At 67.3% G+C, this 22,140-nt stretch carries 15 protein-coding genes; 12 read left to right on the forward strand and 3 right to left on the reverse strand.

Annotated features, from left to right (window positions below; all coding sequences use genetic code 11):
* The first annotated feature begins 2 nt into the window (after positions 1–2).
* From VFV19_10110 to VFV19_10150, 9 genes are all read left to right on the forward strand, one after another.
* On the forward strand, positions 3–1,421 hold the full coding sequence (locus VFV19_10110; protein HEX4824659.1) for a sigma-54 dependent transcriptional regulator: 1,419 nt from the start codon (positions 3–5) through the stop codon (positions 1,419–1,421).
* Positions 1,422–1,571: 150 nt separating this feature from the next.
* The gene (locus tag VFV19_10115; protein ID HEX4824660.1) at positions 1,572–1,985 is read left to right on the forward strand and encodes a response regulator; all 414 of its coding nucleotides are present in this window, start codon (positions 1,572–1,574) and stop codon (positions 1,983–1,985) included.
* 52 nt (positions 1,986–2,037) lie between these two features.
* A complete protein-coding gene (locus tag VFV19_10120; GenBank protein ID HEX4824661.1) occupies positions 2,038–3,636 on the forward strand; it encodes a Do family serine endopeptidase in 1,599 nt (532 codons plus the stop codon).
* 71 nt (positions 3,637–3,707) lie between these two features.
* On the forward strand, positions 3,708–5,096 hold the full coding sequence (locus tag VFV19_10125; GenBank protein HEX4824662.1) for a sigma-54 dependent transcriptional regulator: 1,389 nt from the start codon (positions 3,708–3,710) through the stop codon (positions 5,094–5,096).
* Entirely contained in the window at positions 5,093–6,388 is a 1,296-nt protein-coding gene (locus tag VFV19_10130; GenBank protein HEX4824663.1) for a thiolase family protein, read from the forward strand. Before VFV19_10125 ends, VFV19_10130 begins: the two co-directional genes overlap by 4 nt.
* Positions 6,389–8,515 carry a 3-hydroxyacyl-CoA dehydrogenase NAD-binding domain-containing protein gene (locus VFV19_10135; GenBank protein ID HEX4824664.1) on the forward strand — a complete coding sequence of 709 codons (2,127 nt, stop codon included), beginning with the start codon at positions 6,389–6,391 and terminating at the stop codon, positions 8,513–8,515.
* Positions 8,516–8,617: 102 nt separating this feature from the next.
* Complete coding sequence (locus VFV19_10140; protein ID HEX4824665.1) at positions 8,618–11,422, forward strand: M1 family aminopeptidase; 2,805 nt, start codon at positions 8,618–8,620, stop codon at positions 11,420–11,422.
* A 16-nt stretch (positions 11,423–11,438) separates the two neighbouring features.
* Positions 11,439–12,098, forward strand: coding sequence for a cell division ATP-binding protein FtsE (ftsE, locus tag VFV19_10145; GenBank protein HEX4824666.1), 660 nt, complete (start codon positions 11,439–11,441; stop codon positions 12,096–12,098).
* Entirely contained in the window at positions 12,095–12,991 is an 897-nt protein-coding gene (locus VFV19_10150; protein ID HEX4824667.1) for a permease-like cell division protein FtsX, read from the forward strand. Before ftsE ends, VFV19_10150 begins: the two co-directional genes overlap by 4 nt.
* On the opposite strand, the gene VFV19_10155 is transcribed toward VFV19_10150, so the two are convergent.
* Complete coding sequence (locus tag VFV19_10155) at positions 12,970–15,972, reverse strand: hypothetical protein (protein ID HEX4824668.1); 3,003 nt, start codon at positions 15,970–15,972, stop codon at positions 12,970–12,972. The two genes, VFV19_10150 and VFV19_10155, sit on opposite strands and share 22 nt — an antisense overlap.
* Positions 15,969–16,967, reverse strand: coding sequence for a tetratricopeptide repeat protein (locus tag VFV19_10160; protein ID HEX4824669.1), 999 nt, complete (start codon positions 16,965–16,967; stop codon positions 15,969–15,971). Before VFV19_10160 ends, VFV19_10155 begins: the two co-directional genes overlap by 4 nt.
* A 29-nt stretch (positions 16,968–16,996) precedes the next feature.
* Here VFV19_10160 and aroA point away from each other — a divergent pair, with 29 nt between their 5' ends.
* On the forward strand, positions 16,997–18,274 hold the full coding sequence (aroA, locus tag VFV19_10165) for a 3-phosphoshikimate 1-carboxyvinyltransferase (protein ID HEX4824670.1): 1,278 nt from the start codon (positions 16,997–16,999) through the stop codon (positions 18,272–18,274).
* A 45-nt stretch (positions 18,275–18,319) separates the two neighbouring features.
* Here the strand turns inward: aroA and VFV19_10170 are convergent, their stop codons facing one another.
* Complete coding sequence (locus VFV19_10170; GenBank protein HEX4824671.1) at positions 18,320–19,552, reverse strand: hypothetical protein; 1,233 nt, start codon at positions 19,550–19,552, stop codon at positions 18,320–18,322.
* 266 nt (positions 19,553–19,818) lie between these two features.
* Here VFV19_10170 and VFV19_10175 point away from each other — a divergent pair, with 266 nt between their 5' ends.
* Positions 19,819–21,012 carry an outer membrane protein transport protein gene (locus VFV19_10175; protein HEX4824672.1) on the forward strand — a complete coding sequence of 398 codons (1,194 nt, stop codon included), beginning with the start codon at positions 19,819–19,821 and terminating at the stop codon, positions 21,010–21,012.
* 7 nt (positions 21,013–21,019) lie between these two features.
* A complete protein-coding gene (locus VFV19_10180; GenBank protein HEX4824673.1) occupies positions 21,020–22,129 on the forward strand; it encodes an AMP-binding protein in 1,110 nt (369 codons plus the stop codon).
* The last annotated feature ends 11 nt before the right edge of the window (positions 22,130–22,140 follow it).

The raw sequence follows: 22,140 nt of genomic DNA on the forward strand, positions 1-22,140 counted from the left end.
GCATGAGCGATGTCATCCACGTCGTCGTCATCGAGGACGAGCAGCCGAGCCGCGAGAGCTACGAGCGCGCGCTCTCGAAGATCGGCTACAAGGTCACGGGCTTCGGCCAGGCCGCGCCCGCGCTCGACTTCCTCCGCGCGCACCGCGACGTCGTCCTGGTCGTGACCGACCTCATCATGCCGGGCATCGACGGCTTTGGCGTCCTCGCCGCGGCGCGTGAGATCGACCCCGAGATCGGCGTGCTCATGATCACGGGACACGGCTCCGTCGAGTCGGCGGTCGACGCGATGAAACGGGGCGCCGAGGACTACCTCACCAAGCCGGTCGACGTCTTCGAGCTCAGGAAGCGCGCGTCGGCGATCGTCGAGAAGCGGCTGCTCAGCCGGCGCGTCGTCGAGCTCGAGAGCCGCCTCGTCGAGAAATTCGGCAGCCTCGTCGGCCATTCGAAGCCGATGGAGGCGCTCTTCCGCCAGATGGACCTCGTCTCGCCGACGCGGTCGAACGTGCTCATCGTCGGCGAGTCCGGGACCGGCAAGGAGCTCGTCGCCAACGCGCTCCACGACAACTCGCCGCGCAAGGACGCGCGGTTCCTTCCGATCAACTGCGCCGCGATTCCTGCGGAAATCCTCGAGTCGGAGCTGTTCGGCCACGAGCGCGGCTCGTTCACCGGCGCGACCGGACGCAAGATCGGGAAGTTCGAGCTCGCGGATCGCGGCACGCTCTTTCTCGACGAAATCGGGGAGCTGCCGCTCGACATGCAGGTCAAGCTCCTCCGCGTCTTGGAGACGCGCGAGTTCATGCGCGTCGGCGGCACGGAGAACATCCGCGTCGACATCCGGCTGGTCGCGGCGACGAACGCGGATCTCGAGGCGGCGGTCGAGCGCGGCGCGTTCCGGAGCGACCTCTACTACCGGCTCAAGGTCGTGACCCTGCGCATCCCGCCGCTTCGAGAGCGTCGCGAGGACATCCCGCTCCTCGCCACCCACTTCCTGACGGCGTTCGCGAAGGAGAACGAGCGGGAGGGGATGAAGTTCGCGCCGGAGGCGATGCGCGCGCTCATGGAGGCGCGCTGGGAAGGGAACGTCCGCGAGCTGCGCAACTTGGTCGAGAGCCTCGTCGTGCTCACACCGACCGTCGAGATCGGTCTGCAAGACCTGCCCGACGAGCTGCGGGCGACGCAGACCTCGACCGGGCCGGCGGAGCTTGACGCCGCCACCGCCACGCGCCCGGCGCCGCCCGCCACCCCACCGGGCGCGGTCCTCACCATGGACGAGATCGAGCGGCGCGCCATCCTCGCGGCGCTCGAGCGCACCGGCGGGAACCGGACGCAGGCCGCGGAGATGCTCGGGATCGGCCTGCGTACGCTCCAGCGCAAGCTGAAGGAGTACAAGGTTGCCGGGTATGCGGACATCGAGTCCTGACCCGCAGCGGGCCGCCAAAGCGGCCGGGATGAGCGCCCTGGGCGCCAGTTTGACGCTCAGCCGTCCGCGGGCTGCCCGGAAGAACGAGGCTTTTGCGGCAGGCTCGCCGCCGGCGCCCCGGCACGACAATTGCCCTTCTCGAAGAGCGGCATGACACCGCTCGGGCACCATCAGTACACGGTTTTGGTCGTCGACGACGACACCTCGGTGCTCGATTGCTACCGCAAGCTGCTCGGACGTGCCGGCTACCGCACCCTCGTCGAGAGCAACCCGCGCAAGGTCCTGACCGAAGGCCGCGACCTGGGCGAGGTCGACCTGCTCCTCGTCGATTACAAGATGCCCGAGATGGACGGCCTCAGCTTGCTCGCGGAGCTCCGGCGCCGGGAGTTCCGGGCGCGCTGCATCCTCGTCTCGGCGTTCTTGAACGACGCCGTTCGCCAGCAGGCGCGTCACCTCGGAGTCGACCAGATCCTCGAGAAGCCGGTCGACGTCGGCTCACTCCGCACGGTGATGACGGAGCTTCTTCCGACCGACGGGTCTCAGGCGGCGAACCTCGCCGGCTGAATCTCGGTCAATCGGCGCGCGTATAGTGCGTCGTGACAACGGGAGTCGAGCTATGAATCGCAAGTCGAGCTTCGCGGCGCTGCTCGCGGTCGTGGGCGCGAGCATCGTCTTCGGCATGGTGCTTGGCGGCAAGCTGAACGCGCCCCCGGCGATCAAGGCGGCGTCGGCGACCCAGGGCGCCGCGCCGGCGGCGTTCGCGGCCGCGACGGGCCCGACGCACACCATCGCGCTCCCCGATTTCTCGGAGATCGCCGCGTCCACCCTCCCCGCGGTCGTCGGCGTCCAGAACACCACGGTCGACAAGAAGGGCGTTCCCGACGAGGGCGGCGACGACGACGGCAGCGGCAACGGCGATCCGGACGATCCGATCTTCCGCTTCTTCTTCGGCCCGGGCGGGCCGCACCAGCAGCAATCTCCCCGCATGATGCCGCGGAGCCCGCAACGGAAGGTCTCGTCGGGCTCGGGCTTCATCATCACCGACGACGGCTACATCCTGACGAACAACCACGTCGTCGAGGGTGCGACCAAGCTCGAGGTCACGCTCGACACCGGCGAGAAGTACGAGGCCGACGTCGTCGGCACCGACCCGATGATCGATCTCGGGCTGATCAAGGTGAACACGAAGGGGAAGAAGCTCCCCACGGTGCCGCTGGGCGATTCCGACTCGCTGCGCGTCGGCCAGTGGGTGATGGCCGTCGGCAATCCGCTGGCACTCGAGCGCACGGTCACCGTCGGCGTCGTGTCCGGCAAGAAGCGCCAGGTGCCGATCGGCGACACGGTTCCCGCGCTTGCGAACTTCATCCAGACCGACGCTGCGATCAATTTCGGCAACTCCGGCGGGCCGCTCCTCGACGGCGCGGGCCGCGTCGTCGGCATCAACACCGCCATCTTCCGAGGCGAATGGGCCGAGGGGATCGGGTTTGCCATCCCGATCAACGAGGCGCGCAAGGCGGCCGAGGAGCTTCGCGCGGGCGGCAGCGTCAAGCGCGGCTACCTCGGCATCACGATGAACTCGTCCCCGGTCAACGACCGCGCGAAGGCGTACTACAAGCTCCCGGACACGACCGGCGTGATCATCGCCGAGGTCGCCCCGAAGGGCCCCGCCGCCGAGGCCGGCGTCCGCAAGAACGACGTCGTTCGCAAGATCGACGGCGAGGCGGTCAAGGACAACCAGGACCTTCTCGCGCGCATCGCGTCGCGGAAGCCCGGCGAGACCGTGCGCCTCGAGATCATGCGCGACGGTGAGCCGGTCCACGTCGACGTCAAGCTGACCACGCGCCCGGTCACGTTCGACAAGAACGGCAATCAGCAGTCCGAGCCGGATGACGACCAGGCGGCGCCCTCCTCCGCGCAGGGGCTCGGCATCAAAGTTCAGGCGATCCCTCCCGCCCTGCGCTCGCAGCTCCAGCTGGGGAACGACGACGCGGGAGTCCTCATCAGCTCGGTCGATCCCGAATCGCAAGCGGCCGACGAAGGTCTGACGCCGCGCCAGCTCGTCGTCTCGCTCGACGACAAACCGATCCGCTCGGTCGCCGACTGGAACCACGTCGTCAAGGGCCTGAAGCCCGGCGACACGGTCAAGGTCGAGGTCTTCGTCGGAGGCCGCACCGAGTTCGTCTTCCTCGCCGTCCCGCAGTCGGGAGCGAAGTAACCTTTTCCCCGCCACGATGAAGGCGCCGCGCGGCCCCGAAAGGGTCGCGCGGCGTGTGTTATTTTTCCGGCATGGCGACGCGCCGCAAGCCGCTCGTGCTCGTCGTCGACGACGAGAGCGACATCCGGTCGTCCCTGCGCATGATCCTCGAGTACGAAGGGTACGCCCTCGTCGAGGCGGCCTCCGGCGAGGATGCGCTGGCGCGGATCGAGCGGGAGCGCCCGGACGCGATGATCTGCGACATCAAGATGCCGCGCATGGACGGCCTCGAAGCGTTGGCACGGGTGAAGCAGGCCGAGCCCACACTCCCCGTCATCATGATCTCCGGACACGCCACGATCGCCACGGCCGTCGAGGCGACGAGGCTCGGCGCCTTCGATTTCATGGAGAAGCCGCTCGAGCGCGACCGCGTGCTCCTCGTCCTGCGGAACGCCCTCGAGAGGCGCCGCCTCGAGGACGAGAACCGCGACCTCAAGCTCGGCTACGAGGAGCGCTTCAAGCTCATCGGGTCGTCGGCGCCGCTGGCCTCGGTGCGCGAGGCGATGGCCCTCGCCGCGCCGACCAAGGCCTCGGTCCTCATCACCGGCGAGTCGGGGTCCGGCAAGGAGCTCGTGGCGCGTGGTATCCACAAGAACAGTCCGCGGGCGGCGAAAGCCTTCATCAAGGTCAACTGCGCGGCGATCCCCGATGAGCTCATCGAGTCCGAGCTGTTCGGCCATGAGAAGGGATCGTTCACGGGGGCGAGCCGCGACCAGCTCGGCAAGTTCGCGCAGGCCGACGGCGGCACCATCTTCCTGGACGAGGTCGGCGACATGAGCCTGAGGACCCAGTCGAAGGTCCTCCGCGCACTCCAGGACGGCGAGATCGAGCCGGTCGGGGCCGCGAAGTCGTTCGTGGTCGACGTGCGCGTCATCGCCGCGACGAACAAGCACCTCCCCGACGAAATCGCCGGCGGACGCTTCCGAGAAGACCTCTTCTTCCGCCTGAACGTGGTGCCGATCCATCTGCCGCCGCTCAGAGATCGCCGCGACGACATTCCCGCGCTCGTCGCGGAGTTCGCCGCCGCGTTCTGCGCGGAGAACGGGATGAGGCCCAAGACCTTCACGGAGGACGCGATCGCGGCGCTTGCCCGCCTGCCGTGGCGCGGGAACGTGCGCGAGCTGCGCAACGCGGTCGAACGGCTCCTCATCATGACGCCGCGCCCGTCGATCCGCGCCGCCGACATTCCGCCGGGGCTGGGCCTGGCGCCCGCCGCCGAGCCGGCGGCCGCAGGCGCGGGCGCCGTCTCCCAGGCGGCGACCCTCCAGGAGTTCAAGGACGCCACCGAGAAGGCGTTCATCCTCGCGAAGCTCGAGGAGCACGACTGGAACGTCGCCGCGACCGCGAAGGCGATCGACACGCCGCGCTCGAACCTCTACAAGAAGCTCGAGACCTACGGTATACGTAGGGACGCCGAATGATCGGCGACCGAGATGTCGTCGTCGTCGCCGGGGCGAGGACTCCCTTCGTCAAGGCGAACACGTCGCTGCGGCGCGTCGGCGCCGTCGAGCTCGGGCGCATCGCCGTCCGAGAGGCGATCGAGCGGGCCGAGCTCGACCCGGAGGCGATCGACGAGGTCGTCGTCGGCAACATCGCAGGTCCGGCCGACGCCGCGAACGTCGCGCGCGTGATCGCCCTCGAAGCGAAGATCCCGAAGAAGGTCCCCGCCGTCACGGTCAGCCGCAATTGCGCGTCGGGACTGGAGAGCGTCGTCGACGCCTCCTATCGCATCCGCGCGGGTGATGCGGACCTCATCGTCGCGGGCGCCGTCGAGTCGATGTCGAGGATCCCTTTCCTCTTCTCCGACGAGGCGCAGGACATCTGGACGCAGGTCGCCCGCGCGCGCAGCTTTCCGGCGCGGATCGCCGCCTTCGCCCGTTTCCGGCCACGGCATTTCAAGCCGGTCGTCGCGCTCGAGCTCGGGCTCACCGACCCGGTCTCGGGGCTCAACATGGGCCAGACGGCCGAAGTGCTCGCGCGCGAATTCCGCATCCCGCGCGAGGACCAGGACGCTTTCGCCCTCAGAAGTCACAAGCTCGCCGCGGCGGCGTGGAACGAGGGCCGGATGCAGGGCGAGGTCGTGGCCGTCCCGGTGCCGCCCCGCTTCGAGGACGCTGTCGATCGAGACAACGGCTTCCGCGAGAACCAGACTCCCGAGGCGCTCGCGAAGCTCCGGCCGATCTTCGATCGCAAGTTCGGCACGGTTACGGCGGGGAACTCCTCACAGATCACCGACGGCGCGGTCGCCCTCGTGCTCGCGTCGGCCGAGCGGGCCCGCGCGCTCGGCCTTCCGGTCATGGGGAAGATCCGGTCGTGGGCGTTCGCCGGCTGCGACCCCGAGCGCATGGGGCTCGGCCCCGTCGTCGCCTCTCCGATCGCGCTCCGCCGCGCGGGCGGTCTCTCGATGGCGCGCATGGACCGCGTCGAGATCAACGAAGCGTTCGCGGCACAGGTGCTCGCCTGCTTCAAGGCGTTCGACTCGAAGGCGTTCTGCGAAGCGACGCTGGGAAGCGGCGCAGTCGGAGCGCCGCCGCTCGAAAAGGTCAACGTCAACGGCGGCGCGATCGCGCTCGGCCACCCGGTCGGCGCCTCCGGCGGCCGGCTCATCCTGAGTCTTCTCCGCGAGATGCAGCGGGCCGATGTCTCGCTGGGCCTCGCCACCCTGTGCATCGGCGGCGGGCAGGGCGGCGCCGTCGTGGTCGAGAGGAGCTAGGTGAGCGATCCGTCCGGAATGAACCACTGGATCGATCCGAACGGGATCGTCCACATCGTCTTCGACCGCCCGAACGACAAGGTCAACCTGCTCACGCCGGCGATTCTCGAGGACCTCGGGCAGCTCCTCGACTCCGTCCACGGCCGCGACGAGGTGCGAGGCCTGCTCTTCGCGAGCACCAAGCCGGATTGCTTCATCGCCGGGATGGACGTCGAGGTCATCGCGTCCTTCACGGACGCCTTCAAGGCCGCCGAGGGCGCGCGCTTCGGCCAGATCGTCTTCCAGAAGATCGCCGACCTGCCGGTTCCTTCCGCGGCCGCCATCGGGGGAACGTGCCTCGGCGGCGGCACCGAGCTCGCGCTCGCCTGCACCGTCCGCGTCGCCGCCGACACGAAGGCGACGAAGATCGGCCTCCCCGAGACGCAGCTCGGCATCATCCCCGGCTTCGGCGGCACGCAGCGCTTGCCGCGGCTCGTCGGCCTCACGACGGCCCTCGACCTCATCCTGACCGGCAAGCAGCTCGACGCGAAGCGCGCCCTCCGCGCCGGAGTCGTCGATCTCGTCGCCCCCGAGGAGTACCTCGAGCGCGAGACGATCAAGCTCATGCAGAAGGCGGCGTCCGGGTTGAAGCGCCGGCGCCCGCTCGTCCCCCGCCTCGTCGAGTCGATCGCCCCGGTACGCCGCTTCGTCCTGCAGAAGGCCGAGAAGGCGACCGCCGCGAAGGTGACCCCCGAGGCGTACCCGGCGCCGTTCCGCGCGATCGAGGCGATCGACGCCGCCTTCGCGCTCCCGCTCTCCCAAGGGCTCGACCTCGAGGCGCGGATCGTCGGCGAGCTCGTACCCACGCGCACCTCGAAGAACCTGATCTGGATCTTCAAGAGCCAATCGGCGCTCAAGAAAGACGCCGGCGGCATCGTCGCGCTGCCGCGCAAGGTGAGACGGGCCGCCGTCCTCGGCGCCGGGATCATGGGCGGCGGCATCGCGCAGCTCATCGCCGACAAGGGGATCCCGGTCCGCATGAAGGACGTGAGGGGCGAAGCCCTCCTCACGGCGCTCCGCCACGCCTCCGGCCTCTGGAAGGAGCAGGTCGTCAGGAAACGGCTCTCCCCCCGCGAGATGCGCCAGAAGCTCGGCTTCATCGCCCCGACCCTCGACGACACCGGCTTCGCCAAGGTCGACATCGTGCTCGAAGCGGTCGTCGAGAACCTCGAGGTCAAGCAGAAGGTGCTGGCCGCGATGGAGGAGAAGATCGGCGACCGCGCCGTCTTCGCGTCGAACACCTCGACCCTCCCCATCTCCGACATCGCCGCGCGTGCCGTGCGCCCCGAGCGGGTCGTCGGCCTCCACTTCTTCAACCCCGTGCACCGCATGCCGCTCGTCGAGGTCATCGCCGGCGTGCGCAGCTCGCCCGAAGCGGTCGCCACCGTCCACGCCTTCGCACGCGAGCTCGGCAAGGTTCCCGTCGTCGTGCGCGACGCCCCCGGCTTCCTCGTGAACCGGATCCTCATGCTCTACTTCAACGAGGCGCTCCGCCTCCTCGCCGAGGGCGTGACGATCGACGCCGCCGACGCCGCGATGCGCGACTTCGGCATGCCGATGGGTCCGTTCGCGCTCCTGGACGAGATCGGCCTCGACACCGGCCAGCACGCCGCCGCGGTGCTCGAAGGCGCCTTCGGGAAGCGCATCGGCGCCGCGACGCCGATCCTGCAGGCGCAGGTCGCCGCCGGCCGCCTCGGCAAGAAGAACGGGAAGGGCTTCTACCACTACAAGAACGGCAAGCGCACCGGCTCCGACCCGGCAGCGTCCAAGCTCGCCTCCTCCGGCCCCGAGCTCTCGCTCCCCGTCGAGACCCTCCAAGAGCGCATGGTCCTGGCGATGGTCAACGAAGCCGCGGTTTGCCTCGAGGACGGCGTCGTCCGCGAGCCGCGCGACGTCGACATCGGCATGGTTTTCGGGACGGGTTTCCCTCCATTCCGCGGCGGTCTCCTCCGCTACGCCGACTCGATCGGCCTCGCCGTGCTCGTCGACCGGCTCGCGCGCCTCGCCGATTCCCAAGGCGAGAGGTTTCGCCCGGCTCCGCTCCTCCGCGATATGGTGCGCGAAGAGAGGCGTTTTTACCCGGCGTGAAACCGGCTCTGTTCGGGACCGTTTGAACAACGACTTCGTTTGGAGCCGGGATTAGAATCCAAGCTTCACCGCGCTCTCAATCAGAGCGACGAGAGGATGGGCATGCGGAACACGATGCGAGTTCAATGGGTCGTCGGTGCGCTCCTTGGAGCATGGGTCGGCAGCGCAACCGGCGCCCTCGCCGCGGCGGAGTCCCCTGCGGCCACCGTGCAGGAAGGGATCACGGTCGTTCTCCACGACAAGGTCTCGAAGCTCCTCGCATCGCACGACAAGGACGGTAACCCCGACAAGAGAGGGACCTATTCTCAGACATACAAGAAGGTCGACGCCGGGACGTACCAAGCAACCTTCCACGTCGATACGATCGAGCCGACGACGTTCCCGTTGACCCAGCAGCTCAAGACGGAGCGTTACTTGCTGACGCTCAAGGGCTCCGGCGGTAACTGGTCGATCGCGAACGAAGAGCTGAAGGACACCTACATCGGCCTCTTTCGAGGCGATTTTGCTCCCGACCTCTACAAGTTCGACAAGCTCACGTGGGACAAAGAGGGCTTGAAGCTCTCCGCGAGCAACGGCTATCTCTACACCTACGTCAGTCACGGTTCGACGGTCGCGTTTCGCGTGTTCGCGGACGACCTGACCTACGACTTCGTTCCGCCGTCCGACACCGGCTACTACGGCGCGATTCGCAACAAGATCTTCAAGGACCATCCCCAGGACATCGTCTTCAAGACGGATTGGGCCGACATCGCCTGCGATCCGGCGACGTGCAACGATTTCATGAAGAGCATCTTTTCCGGCCTGGACAAGACGACGAGCGGGACCGGCGGCGCGTGGAGCAATGCCAAGAGCGACTTGGCGTCGTCGCAGTCCGACATGGCGGCGACGAAGTCGAAGAACCCCTTCGGCGTCTTCACGCGCGAGCGCGAGATCGCTCGCAAATATTGGCGCGAGAATTCGTACGGGGGGTTCGCGAGGGTTCCCGAAGCCGATCGGCGGTTCTGGCAGGTGGAGTTTCACACCAAGACCGCAGGCAAAGAGCGGTTCGTCGACATGCTCTGGGACAACTGGGCCCCGTGGCAGGTGACGATGTACGCCACCGACTACGGACGGCAGTTCGACATTCCGTTGTTCGGCTACTACGACGAGGCGACGCGCAAGGGCAGCACGCCCCCGTATCTTCTCGAGCAGCGCGACGACCTGGACGCGCGTGATTTCGATCTGGCAGGTCTCGACGCCAAGGTCGAGATCGGGCTCGACGAGCCCGACTCCCTCGTCGGCGACGTGACCTATCAGATCAACATGAAGCGCGACCTTCGCGAGCTTCCCTTCGCCATTCCGCGCAGCCACATCGCGGGTGCCACCGTGACGGATCCTCGGAGCCCCAAGCTGTTCGTGAACTCGGTCCAGGACGGCGACGGAAACGAGCTGACCTGGGTGAAAGAGGGCGCGCTCAGCGGGCTCATCATCTTCCCGAAGATGGTTCCCGCCGGAACGAAGCTGACACTGCGTCTTCAGTTCGAGAATCTCGATTCCATCTCGCGTCTCAACCCGTCGTATGCCTCCCTCGACCGTGAGGGCTGGCTTCCCCTGGTGCGCTTCGGGGATTTCATCGACACGTTCCACATGACGACACGCCTCCCGGCGAAGTACGAGATCCTGGGCATCGGCAAGAAGGTGTCCGAAAACGTGCAGAACGACGTCCGCACCACCGTCTGGGGATCGGACAGCCCCGTCACATTCCCGACCATCATTTTCGGGGAGTACATCAGCGACGACGCCGGCAAGTACGAGGCGAAGAAAAGCGATGGCACGGTCATCCCGGTGCGGGTCTACGTCGACAAGGTCAGCACGCAGGGAATTTCGGACCAAGAAGGATTCAACGGTGGCGCACGAGACATCCGCGGCAAGCAGCTCGGGGCCATCGCTACGCAAGCCGCCGTCGCGCTCAATTACTACAAGGATCTCTACGGCGCGGACTACCCGTTCGCCAAGCTCGATCTCGTCGCCGACCCCAACGGTTTCCTCTACGGGCAGTCGCCCGCATCGATCGTGTACCTCGGATTCGGGGTCTTCCGCGGCGAAGGTACGATCATCAACGCCACGGACAGGAACGCTTCTCAGATCTCGAAATTCAACCGGGACGTCGTCGCGCACGAGGTCGGACATCAGTGGTGGGGCGGCCTGATCACGAACGCGAACCAACGCAATTACTGGTTCGTCGAGAGCATGGCCGAGCTGTCGGCTGCGTTGTACGTCGAGACCACGGCGGGGAAGAAGAAGTACCTCGACAAGGTCGCCGACTGGCGTCAAGTCATCCTCGGCAGTGAGCCGGATTCGAACGTCCAGTCGGGGTACACGATGTGGGGCGGCTCGCTCAACGCGACCCAAGCGAACATTTACAACAAGGGTCCGTACGCGTTCCACATCTTCCGATCCACCTTCGGCGACGACAAGTTCTTCGCGCTCCTCAAGGAGATGACGAAAGAGCTCCAGCACAAGGAAATCGTCACGCGCGATATGCAGGACGTCATGGAGAAGGTCGTCGGCGGCAACATGGACTGGTTCTTCGATCAATGGGTCCGCGGTGTCGGCCTCCCCCAGTACGCGATCAACTGGACGAAGCGGAAGAACGAGCAGGGAAAGTGGATCGTCGAGGGCACGATCAAGCAGCGCGTCGTCTTCGGTAAGGACAAGGTCACCCTGAAGGACGTCTACTACCGCGGCGTGGCGCCTCTCTCGTTCGTCGATTTGAACGGAAAGGAGACGAAGTCGGCGAAGCCGCTCCTGGTGCAAGGCCCCGAGACGCCGTTCCGCGTCATCGTTCCAGACGAGCCGGAGAAGGTCTACTTCAACAAAGACGGCGAGATCCTCGCAGAGGATCTCGTAGTCAACACGAGCTGGTAGCGCGGCCCTGATCAAGATCGACGGACTGACGAAGAGCTACCCCGAGGGGGCGATCGCCCTCAAGGACGTTTCCTTCGAAGTCGGCCGCGGTGAGTTCGTCTTCATCACGGGGCCGTCGGGCTCCGGGAAGTCGACGCTCCTGCGGCTCCTCATGCGCCACGAGAAACCGACCTGGGGGGGCATCTCCGTCCTCGGACGCGATCTCACGACCCTTCCCGCGCGGAAGGTTCCGGAGCTGCGCCGATCGATGGGGGTCGTCTTCCAAGACTTCAAGCTCATCAAGCGGAAGACGGCGCTCGAGAACGTGGCCTACGTGCTGAACGTCGCGGGAATCCCGCGAGCCGAGCAGAAGCGCCGCGCCTATCACGCGCTCAAAGGCGTCGGCCTGTCCCATCGGCTGGGCGTGACGCCCGAGGCGCTGTCGGGGGGCGAGCAGCAGCGCGTCGCGATCGCGCGGGCGGTCGTCAACGAGCCGGAGCTGCTCCTCGCCGACGAGCCGACGGGGAACCTGGATCCCGATCTTGCGGTCGAGATCATGCGCCTCTTCCGCGAGATCAACGCGCGGGGCACGACGGTCGTCGTGGCGACGCACGATCGCGACCTCATCCGGCGAATGCAGCGCAGGACGATCGTGCTCCATCAGGGGCGCCTCGCCGAGGGCGCGGTGCTCGTATGACCGGCGCGCACCTCCGGTACTTCGTGACCGACGCGCTCGACGAGTGGCGGCACAGTCCCGGGCCGAACGTCCTCGCGGCCGCGACGTTGGCGGCGGTGCTCTTCGTCGCGGGTGTGAATCTTCTCCTGCTCACGAACCTCTCGGCGCGCGTCGCAGGGTGGAAGTCCGACCTTCGCTTGTCGATCTATCTCGCCGACGGCGCGTCCGCGTCCGACGTCGAGACGCTCCGCGCGAAGGTTCAGGGGGTCGCCGGCGTCGAGAAGATCGAGTACGTCGACAAGGACGAGGCGCTCGCGCGCTTCCGGAAGTCGTTCAAGGACCTCGCCGACGTTCCCACCGAGCTGGGGACGAACCCGCTTCCCGCCTCGCTCGAGGTCTACCTCGGCGGCGGGGCGCAGGCGAAGGTGACGGCGCAGAACATCGGATCGGCGGCGTCGGGGTCGAAGGCGGTCGAGGAGGTGCGCTACGACCAGGCGTTCCTCGACAAGGTCGATTCCCTCCTCGACGTCGCGCGGTGGGGCGGGTCGGCGCTCGGTCTCGTGATCCTCGCCGCCGTCGGCTTCGTCGTCGCGGGCGTGCTGCGGCTCACCGTGCACGCGCGCCGCGACGAGATCGAGATCATGCACCTCGTCGGCGCGCCGCCGATGCTCGTCCGCGGACCGTTCCTCGTGACCGGGCTCGTCCACGGGCTCGCCGGCGCAGCGCTCGCGATCTTCGCGGTCGAGGCGGCGCGGCGCGCCGCGACGCTCTACACGGCGGGCGACGGTCTCTTCGGGATCGTGGCGGGCCGGCCGCTGGCTCTGGCGCCCGCCGCGCTGCTCGTCGGGACCGGCGCGCTCCTCGGTCTCGCCTCAGCGTGGCTCGCCTGCTCCTACCAGTCGAAGGCGATGTAGAACTCGCTGTCCCACGGCGGCAGCGCCGCCTTGACGGGGATCGGGTCGTACGTGAAGGGCGTCGACGGGTCGTCGATGTAGCGGGTGTAGGGGAGGCGCTTCGCCCAGGCCCAGTTGAACTGGAGCCCGCCGAGGAAGAAGAACTGGAAGCCGCCGCCGTACGAGCCGCGCAGGTCTTCCAGCCGGTTGTTCGTGGTATCGAACCACCTGAACTTGATGGGAACGAGCGGGGCTCCCGGACTGGCCTGCGTCGCGCGAATCTGGTGGGCGTCCGGGTCGTAGAAGAGGTCGCCCGGGAGCCACGCGGTACCCATGTCGAGGAAAAGGAATCCGCGGATGTTCCGGATCGGCCCGAGCGGGAACCGTAGCTCGTCGACGAACGGGAAGCGCAGCTCCATCTGCGCCCCCGCGATGTTCGAGCCGTAGAGCGTACGGAAACCGTAGCCGCGCAGCGTGTTGAGCCCGCCGACGCCGTAGAAGATTTGCCGGCCTCCGCGATTCAAGACCCCGACGAAACGCGTCGCCAGGAGCGAGCGTTTCGTGAGCTGCTTGTACATGCGAAAGTCGAGCGAGTACTGGAGGATGTTTCCCGGATAGGTGCTGCCGAGGTTGTAGCCGTAGAGGAAACCGACGTCGAGGCGCTTCCCCTGGAACGGCCCCCACGACTGGTAGCGCGTCGTGTCGCCGATGACGCTCGGCTGGAAGGTGAGGAACTTGTCGTTGACGCTCTGGAACTGCGCTTGGGCGAACCCGCCGACGTTCGCGTATCCGGTGAACACGTCCTGCGTGTTGTCCGCCGCGCCGACGGCGGTGTCGATCCGGTAGTAGCGGTTGAACGGGTACTGGACGAAGAACTGCGCGCCGGTGTTCCGCTGCACCTGCTGGCGGTTGAGGTTGTAACCGTTGCTCGACAGGTAGTAGTCGCGGAGGTCGAAGATCGTCGCGCCCCACCGGGTCCGGTTCTTGAGGTTCGTGTAGCTGACGAGGAAGTTCGAAAAATCAGCGACGCTGTAGAAGTTGACGAAGACGCGGTGGTCGCCCAGCAGATCCGCGACCTCGAGGGCGACGTTCGAGAGGAATGTGCCGTCGTCGGTGACGCCGACCGAGATTTGCGGCGCCTCGATGTCCCACTTCAGCTTGTACTTCTTCGCCGTCGCCGGGTCGGCCTTGAGCTGGAGAGGCGGAGTGAACGGCTCCGCCTCGGGCGCGCCGGGCACGGTCGTCTCGGCCGCGGTGTGAACTTCGGTCGGCTTCACCGGCATGCGGAAGAGGCGGAACGTCCCGTCTTGGTACGCGTCGTAGACGAGGTTCGTCTCGTTGCCGCGCGGCGCCATCTCGACCGGCGCGAAGCAGCCGCCCACGACGTCGGTGTACTGGCGCGTCTCGCCGGTCGCGATGTCGAGGGCGAAGATGTTGAAGACGCCGAAGCCGCCCCGGTCCGAGGAGAAGTAGACGGTCTTCCCGTCGCGCGAGTACGACGGTTGGATGTCGAGCGACGGACCGAACGTGAGCTGCGTCTTCTTCGTGGGATCGGAGACGTCGACCGAGAAGATCTTCCACGACTCGCCGATCCGCCGGTTGTAGAGAACCGACGTGCCGTCCGGGGCGTACCACGGGTTCGCGTCGAAGTCGTCGTCCTGCGTCAAGTTGCGGACCTTGTGCGTCTTGAGATCGAGCTCGAAGATGTCGACGACGCCGTCCTTGTTCCCCTCGAACGCGACCTTGGTGCCGTCGGGCGAGAACGCCGGGCTCGAGCACTGCGCGATGCCTTTCAACGGGATGATCTTCTGCAGCTTGCCGTGGAGCGAATCGAAGATCGCGAGCGGGCGCTCGTTCTCCTTCCTCACGAAGACGGCGATCTCGTCGCCGGCGGGCGACCACGAGAGGTCGCGCCGCCCCGAGAACGCCTCGGCGACGAGGTACCGGTACTTGTTCGTCCAACCCTTGGTCAGGTTGTGGACCTTCTTGCCATCCTCCGCCGAGAAGATGACGAGGTCGAGGTCCATCTGGGTCGGGGTCGAGAGCGCGGCGATCAGCTCGCCCGACGGCGAGAGTGTCGGCGAGAACGAGTAGATTCCCGGCTGGCGGATCCCGACCTCCTTCCCGTAGTCGTCGGGGCTCTTCTTCTCGAGGAGGACCGGGAAGTACTTCTGACGGAGATAGCGGTTGAAGTTCCGGTCGAACGCCTCGATCTCGATGCCGAACGCCTCCTTGATCGCCTTCGGGATGTTCCCCGTGAGGAGGACCTTGCGGTACTCGTAGATGAAGCTGCGGACGCCTTCCTTCCCGTACTCTTTCTCCATGTAATCGAAGACGGCGTGGCCGAAGCGGTAGTTCAAGTAGGAGAGCTGGTCGAGGTACTGCAGCGGCGGGATGTAGTTGTTGACGACCGCGTCGCGGATCGCCATCCGGTCGAGGTTGTCCTCGTCCTGCCCGAAGTACGACGCCATCCCCTCGATGAGCCACGTCGGGATGCGCGCGCGCAGCGCCCGGCCGATGTACCCCTCGAAGAAGAGCGAGTACTGGAAGATGTGCGTCAGCTCGTGCGAGATGAGCTTGTACAGCTTGTCCGGAGGCTGATCGATCGGAAGGACCATCCGGTTCTGGATCGGCTCGGCGAAGGCGCCCACCGCCTCGGGGAGCTCCTCGGACGAGACGTTCGTCTCCTCGAACTCGCCGTGGGTCTTGTAGATGATCATCGGGACCCGGAAGCGCAGCTCGTGATCGAGCTCCTTGCTGAGCCGCACGTAGGCGCTCTCGGCGTAGGAGACGACGTCGTCCAGGAACGGCTCGGAGGCGGGGTAGTAGTAGATGTCGAAGTGCGGAGCCTTGTACACCTTCCACTTGTAGTTGTCGTAGGCGATCTTGTTCTGGCCGAAGTACGTGTAAGCCTGCGCGTTCACGTGGGACGGCAGCGCCGTGATCGCGGCGGCGGCCGCGAGCGCCAGGGCGAGGCCCGAGCGTGCCGGGGTGCGTCTCATCCCTTGAAGAGCAAGCGCACGTCCGGCAGGTTGCGCGGGGCGAGGACGGCGAGCACGTCGGGTGAGGCGGCGTTCCCCAGCTCGTAGAAGGCGCTGATCGGGTCGTTCGCGGAGCCGCGGTAGACCGCCTGCCGCTGCGTCTTGTCGCGGAAGAGGAGCGAGCCGTCGGCGCCGCGGAAGTAGAGCGCCTCGAGCTCGAAGGTGAACTCCTCCTGCTCGACGAAGCGCGTCTGCCGGACCTTCTGACCGGTCGACTCGCTCACGATGTCGACGTCCTCGAACCCCGACGCGTCGCGCTTCGTGTAGTGGACCGCGCCCGAGACGACGATGTCGGCGCCGTGCTCGCGCCCCAGCCACTTGAAGAACTCTGCGTTCTTCGCCATGTCGTCCAGTGTCTGCTCCGGAACGGCCGGCGGCGGCGTGACGTCGAGAATCGCGAACGAGGTGTGCTTGCGCAGCTCGTTCCTCAAGAAGTGGACGATCTCCCGGTTGACGTCGACGAGGTCCGAGTCGTTGACGATGAATCCCGCGACGAGGAGGGTCTTCGCGCCGTCGACCTTGACGCGCGCCGGCATCGGCAGCGACACCGTGACCTCGACCATGTCGTGGCCCTTCTTCTTCGAGCCTTCGAGCGGAACGCCCGGCCCGGCCTTGCCGTCGTCGGACACCTTGCGCCAGAAGATCGCGGAGCGCGCGGCGTTGTCGCGGATGCGCGCGTCGCGCGGCGAGGCCGCGACCGCCTTCTCGAACAGAGAGCGCGCCGCGTCGGCATCGCCGAGCGCTTCCGACGCGACCGCGAGATTGTTGAGGAGGCGTGCGTCCGACGGGTCGTCGCGGAGGGCGCGCTCCCAGCGGTACTTCGCTTCGCGCCAGTTCCCTTCCTTCGCCATCTCGGTCCCATAGCGAAGAAGCTCGTCGGTCGGAGACTCGGCGGGAAGATTGGAGAAAGCGAAGAGGACGAGCGCGCCGGCGGCCGCGTTGAGGCGGACGTTCATCACCCAACGCATAATACACTCCGTTTCTCATGCCGCCGCGCTGCATCGAACCCGCACGAGGCCGGTTGCGCGGCACTTTTCGCGCACCCTCGTCGAAGAGCGCGACACATCGCGCGCTCCTCGCGGCGGCTCTCGCGTCCGGTCGCAGCACCGTTCGCCTGCCCCTCGACGCCGAGGACACACGGGTGACCCTGGACGGGCTCGCGGCGCTCGGGATACCGGTGTCGGATGAGGGGGACTGTTGGCACGTGACGGGCACGGGCGGCCCCGTCCCGGGCGGGGGCAACGTGGCCCTCGGCGCTTCCGGCTCATCGGCGAGATTCCTGACGGCGCTGGCAGCGCTCGGCCGCGCACCGTCGCGCCTGGACGGCACGCCCCGCCTGCGCGAGCGCCCGATGCACGAGCTGATCGATGCGCTCGCGGCGGCCGGAGCGCACGTCGCACCGAGCGCGGGCGGAAGGTTTCCTCTCGCGGCGGGCGGAACCGCCGTCCGGGGCGGCCGCCTCGTCGTCGCCGGCAATCGCAGCAGCCAGTTCGCGAGCGCCCTGCTCCTGATCGGCTGCGCGTGCCGCGAGGGCATCGAGCTCGTCGTCCCGGAGCCGCGCGTCTCGTGGTCGTACGTCCGCATGACGATCGAGATGCTCGAAGCGTTCGGCGCGCGTGTCGTCGTGGCGGACGACGGCGGCCTCGCCGTGCCGCCGCAACGGCTCACGGCGACGACGGTGACGATCGAGGCCGATCACTCCTCGGCGTCGTACGCGTTCGCCGCCACGGTCGTGGTCGGCGGGCGGACGACGGCCGCCGGCTTGAGGAGCGCGAGCGCACAGCCCGACGCACGGTTCCTCCGCGACCTCGCCGGCCTCGGCGCTCGTGTCGTCGAGAGCGAAGGCGGGATCGTCGTCGACGCCGACGGGGCGATCCCGGCGTTCGCATGGGATCTATCCGACGCGCCCGATCTCGCGCCCGGGGCGGCGGTGCTCGCGCTCTTCGCGGAGGGGCCGTCGAGCCTCTCGGGGCTCCATCACCTGCGTCTCAAGGAGTCCGATCGTGTCGAGGCGATCCGCCGCAACCTCGAGAGGATGGGCGCCGCCGTCTCGGTGTCGGACGGCACGATCGGCATCACGCCGCCGGGCCCGGCGATCCACGGCGCGACGATCGAGACGATGGGCGACCACCGCATCGCGATGGCATTCGCCGTCGCGGGCCTCAGGGTGCCGGGGGTAACGATCGACGACGACCTCGTCGTCGCGAAGTCGTATCCGCAGTTCTGGCGAGATTTCGAAGAGTGGTCAAAAGTCGACAGATAACCGCTCACAGTTCCGAACTGTCGACTGTGAACTGTCGACTGTTGACTAGAACTGGAAGCTCAACCCCACGTTGATCGTCGAGCGCACGATGTCACGCGAGACGTAGGTTGCGACCGCGCCCAACGAAACCTGCGCGGCGTTCGCCGGCACCGAGAGCTTGTCGGGAAGAAGAACCGTGTCGAGGTAGCCGGTGGTGTTCCAGTCGATGATGACGTGGAAGCCGTCGAGCACCTTGATGCGCGCGCCCGCTTCCACCATCGTGTTCCAAGCGGTCTTGCCGACCGACTGCTGGAGGACGCCGTACCCTGGAACGGCGACGGTCACGCCGCCGATCGACTGGAACGCGAAGTAGGTGAACGGTCCCGAGTCGACGTTGAGGTTCTCTTGGAGGAGCGCCGCCTGGCCTTGAATGTAGAGCGAGAGGCGCTGCCGGAAGAAGTTGAACTGCGCTTCACCCGAGCCGAGCGGCCCCCACCCCTTCGTCGACTCGCCCATGAGGAGCATCTTCGTGGCGACGGTGTCGGTGAAGCCGAAGCCGACGACCTGCTTCGAGCCGATGACCCACGCCGGGCACGGGACGGCCCCCTGGTAGTCGAGATAGCGGATGCCCGCGGTCCAGGCGCCGTGAAACCGGAGGCCGCCCCAGTCGCGGCGGTAGTAGAGGTCGTAGGTCGAGAGGCGGTTGTTCAGGTCCTTGGGAACGGTCGTCGAAAGGTCGACCGTGGTGGTCGGGTAGGTGAACTCGTTCGTGTCGGGGAGGCCGTTGCCATTGGTGTCGTGGGACGGGTCCCAGAACGGCGGGATCTGCGTCACGTGCGAGTGGCCGCTGTCGATGTCGAGGTGCCACCACGGAAGCTGAGAGGGCAGGACCGTGCTGCCACCGCCGGGGAAGGCGCGCTCGTAGCCGGTCGCGTGAAGGTCGTACGACCCGTCATGCAGACCGTTGTAGGTGAACAGGTACTGGCCCCGGCCACGGGGCAGCGTCCAGCCGACCGTGAACAGCCCGGCTTGGCTCCCGTTGAGCTGGACTTTGCTCGACGTCGAGGCGTCGGGGCCGCTCGACACGGGGTTCTCCAGGTCGTGGATCGTCGCCGGTCCACCCCTGACCTCGAGGTAGAGCGCGAAGTGGTCGCCGAAGAACGGCTCCTTCTGTTTCGGCGGCTCCGCGGGCGGGGTCGCTTCCGTCTTCTTGGGGGCTGGGTCTTCTGCGGCCGCGGGGCTGAACGCCACCCCGAGCGCCACGACGCACACAGCCACCACCCTCCGATACCCGATCATGCAACGCCCCCTGCGCTTCGCCCCGCACCACGGCTTCTCGAAGCCACTCGTCGGCCACACTACTGATACGAAAGTCTGCCTATATAGAGAAAAGACAGACGCCCGTCAAGCACGGCTCGGGTGTTCGGTGGTCTCGAGGCCGATTCGCGCTGCATGTGTGCAGTGTTATGATCCGCCCGCTTTGGGGACAGCCGCTCCATGCGCCGGCCGGACGTCCGAGCGATTTTCACGTCGCAGCGCGCTCCACACGCAGAAATGAGGGGGAGATGGACAAGCGTCTCGCGTTCGTCGTGGCCACCGCGGCGGCCCTAGCCGTCGGTCCGGCGTTCGGGTCGGGGTTCGCGTTCTACGAGCAGGGGGCGAAGGCCTCCGGCCAGGCCGGCGCCTGGGTCGCCCGTGCCGACGATGCGTCGGCCAATTGGTACAACCCTGCCGCCCTCGCGTTCATGAGCGGCCGCGAGCTTCAGTTCGGTGTGAACTACCTCGACGTCGGCTCCGACACGAAGCTCGTCACCGGCATCGGTACCTTCGACGCCATCAGCAACGTCGAGACGCCCGCGCAGATCTATTTCTCCCAGAAGATCAACGACCGCGTGGCGTGGGGGGTCGGGGTCAATAACCCGTTCGGCCTGGCGACCGAGTGGCCGTCGCCCGTATCGCAGTTCAGCAAGCGCGCGGAGTTGGTCACCTACCTGATCAACCCCAACATTGCTTTCAAGCTCCACGAGTACTGGTCGCTCGGAATCGGGCTCGACTACCTGACGGCCGAGGTCCATGAATTCTCGCGGGACATCGCCGTTCCGCCAACGACGAGCAACCTGACCGGCGAGGGCGATGCGATCGGCTACAACGCCGCGCTCGCCTTCCGGCATGCCGGGTTCTCGATCGCGGGGACGTACCGGTCGGGGTTCACGCCGAAGATCAACGGTCAGATCCGCTTCAGCGGCGCGGCGGGGAACCTCTTCAACTCCTCCGCGACGGCGGCAATCGACCTTCCCTCCGAGGCCACCATCGCGGTTGCCTGGTCGACCAAGCGGTTCGACGTCGAGACCGATGCCTATCACACGGCGTGGAACTCGTTCCAGAGCCTCATCATCCAAACGCCGAGCCCGCTGACGTCGGTGTCGCTCGTCGAGAACTGGAAGGCGGTGTGGGCCTACCGGCTCGGCCTCGCGTTCCGGATCGACCAAGAAGGCCACCACGAGATCCGCGCCGGCGCCTACGTCGACCAGTCGCCGGTCCCCACCCAATACCTCCGTCCCTCGATTCCCGACTCCGACCGGACCGGCTACAGCCTGGGCTATGGATGGCAGGGGAAAAAGTTCGGCATCGATGTCTATGCGATGCGCCTCGACTTCGACGACGTGACGGCGACCGGCACGCCGGCCGACGGCGTTCTCCCAGGCACCTACCAAACGTCGATCAACCTGTTCGGCGGCACCTTCAAGTACCGATTCTGACCTTGCAGTGGCGGCGTCGGTCCCATCCTCGATCTTCGACGGACTGACGTCGACCGCCCGGCCGGAGGTGCGCGTGCGCACCTCGTCCGGATGGGACGACGGGGGTGCCGCCTTCGGCTCCGACGTCCGCGCGCTCGCCGCGGCGATGATCGGCTACGGCCTCGCCCCCGCCGGACGGGTGGCTGTCCTTGGACAGGCGGGAGCCGACGCCCTCCGAGCCGAGCTGGCGGTTCTCGTCGCCGGCGGTTGCCTCGTCTCGCCGGATCCCGCTCTCGGTGAGCGCGGCCTCGCGCACGCCCTCGCCGCATCCGAGGTCGTACAGGCGATCGCCTGCGACGAGCGCCATCTCGCGTTCCTGCTCGCCCTGAGGCCCGAGCTGCCCAGCCTCGAGCTCATCCTGCTCATGCGGGCGCAGCCGTCCGAGAGGAGACCGGCGGCGTTGCTCGTCTCTTCCGCCGTCGCGGCCGGCCACGCACACCTCGAGCGAGAGCCCGAGATGCTCCGCGCGGCGCTCGCGTCGGCGAAGCCGTCGGATCCGGCGGTCCTGTACTGGCGAGTCGCCGGCGCATCCGAGGCGCTGTCTCGGTCAGGCCTGGCGACGCTCACGGAGAGGATCGTCTCCGCGGTCGAGCCTGGGCGCGGACGGCCTGTCCTCGTCGCTGTCGAGGCCGGAAGCCCTGTGCGTCTCGCCGCCGCGGTGGCGATCGGCGATCGCGACGGGTCGCTCCTCCTCGCGGACGCGCTCGAGCGCCCCGACACCGGCCTCGACGAGAGGCCCGTACGGTCTGCGCTCCTCTCGACTCACGCCCTTTCTCGTCTGGCCCAGGCTTGGCAGGACGACATCGCCCGCCGCGGCTGGCCGTCCCGGGCCGTCGCGCGCTGGTCGCTGCGACAGCAGGGGGACGGCTGGAAGCGCCGCCTGGCCGAACTCCTGACGCTACGAACTTTGCGCTCGCGGCTCGGAAACGAGATCGGCCATCTCGACGTGGTACGCCAAAAGCCCGCGCGACTCGATCCGAGCACGGATTCGTTTTTCGAAGTCGTCGGCCTTCCGGTGCGGGAGTTGGCGGGCGACGTCCCGCTGCTGCCTGGCCCGGCGATTGCACCGTCGGCATGACCGGAGAGTGC

The organism is Candidatus Polarisedimenticolaceae bacterium, from assembly GCA_036275915.1.
Classification (GTDB): Bacteria; Acidobacteriota; Polarisedimenticolia; order Polarisedimenticolales; family DASRJG01; genus DASRJG01.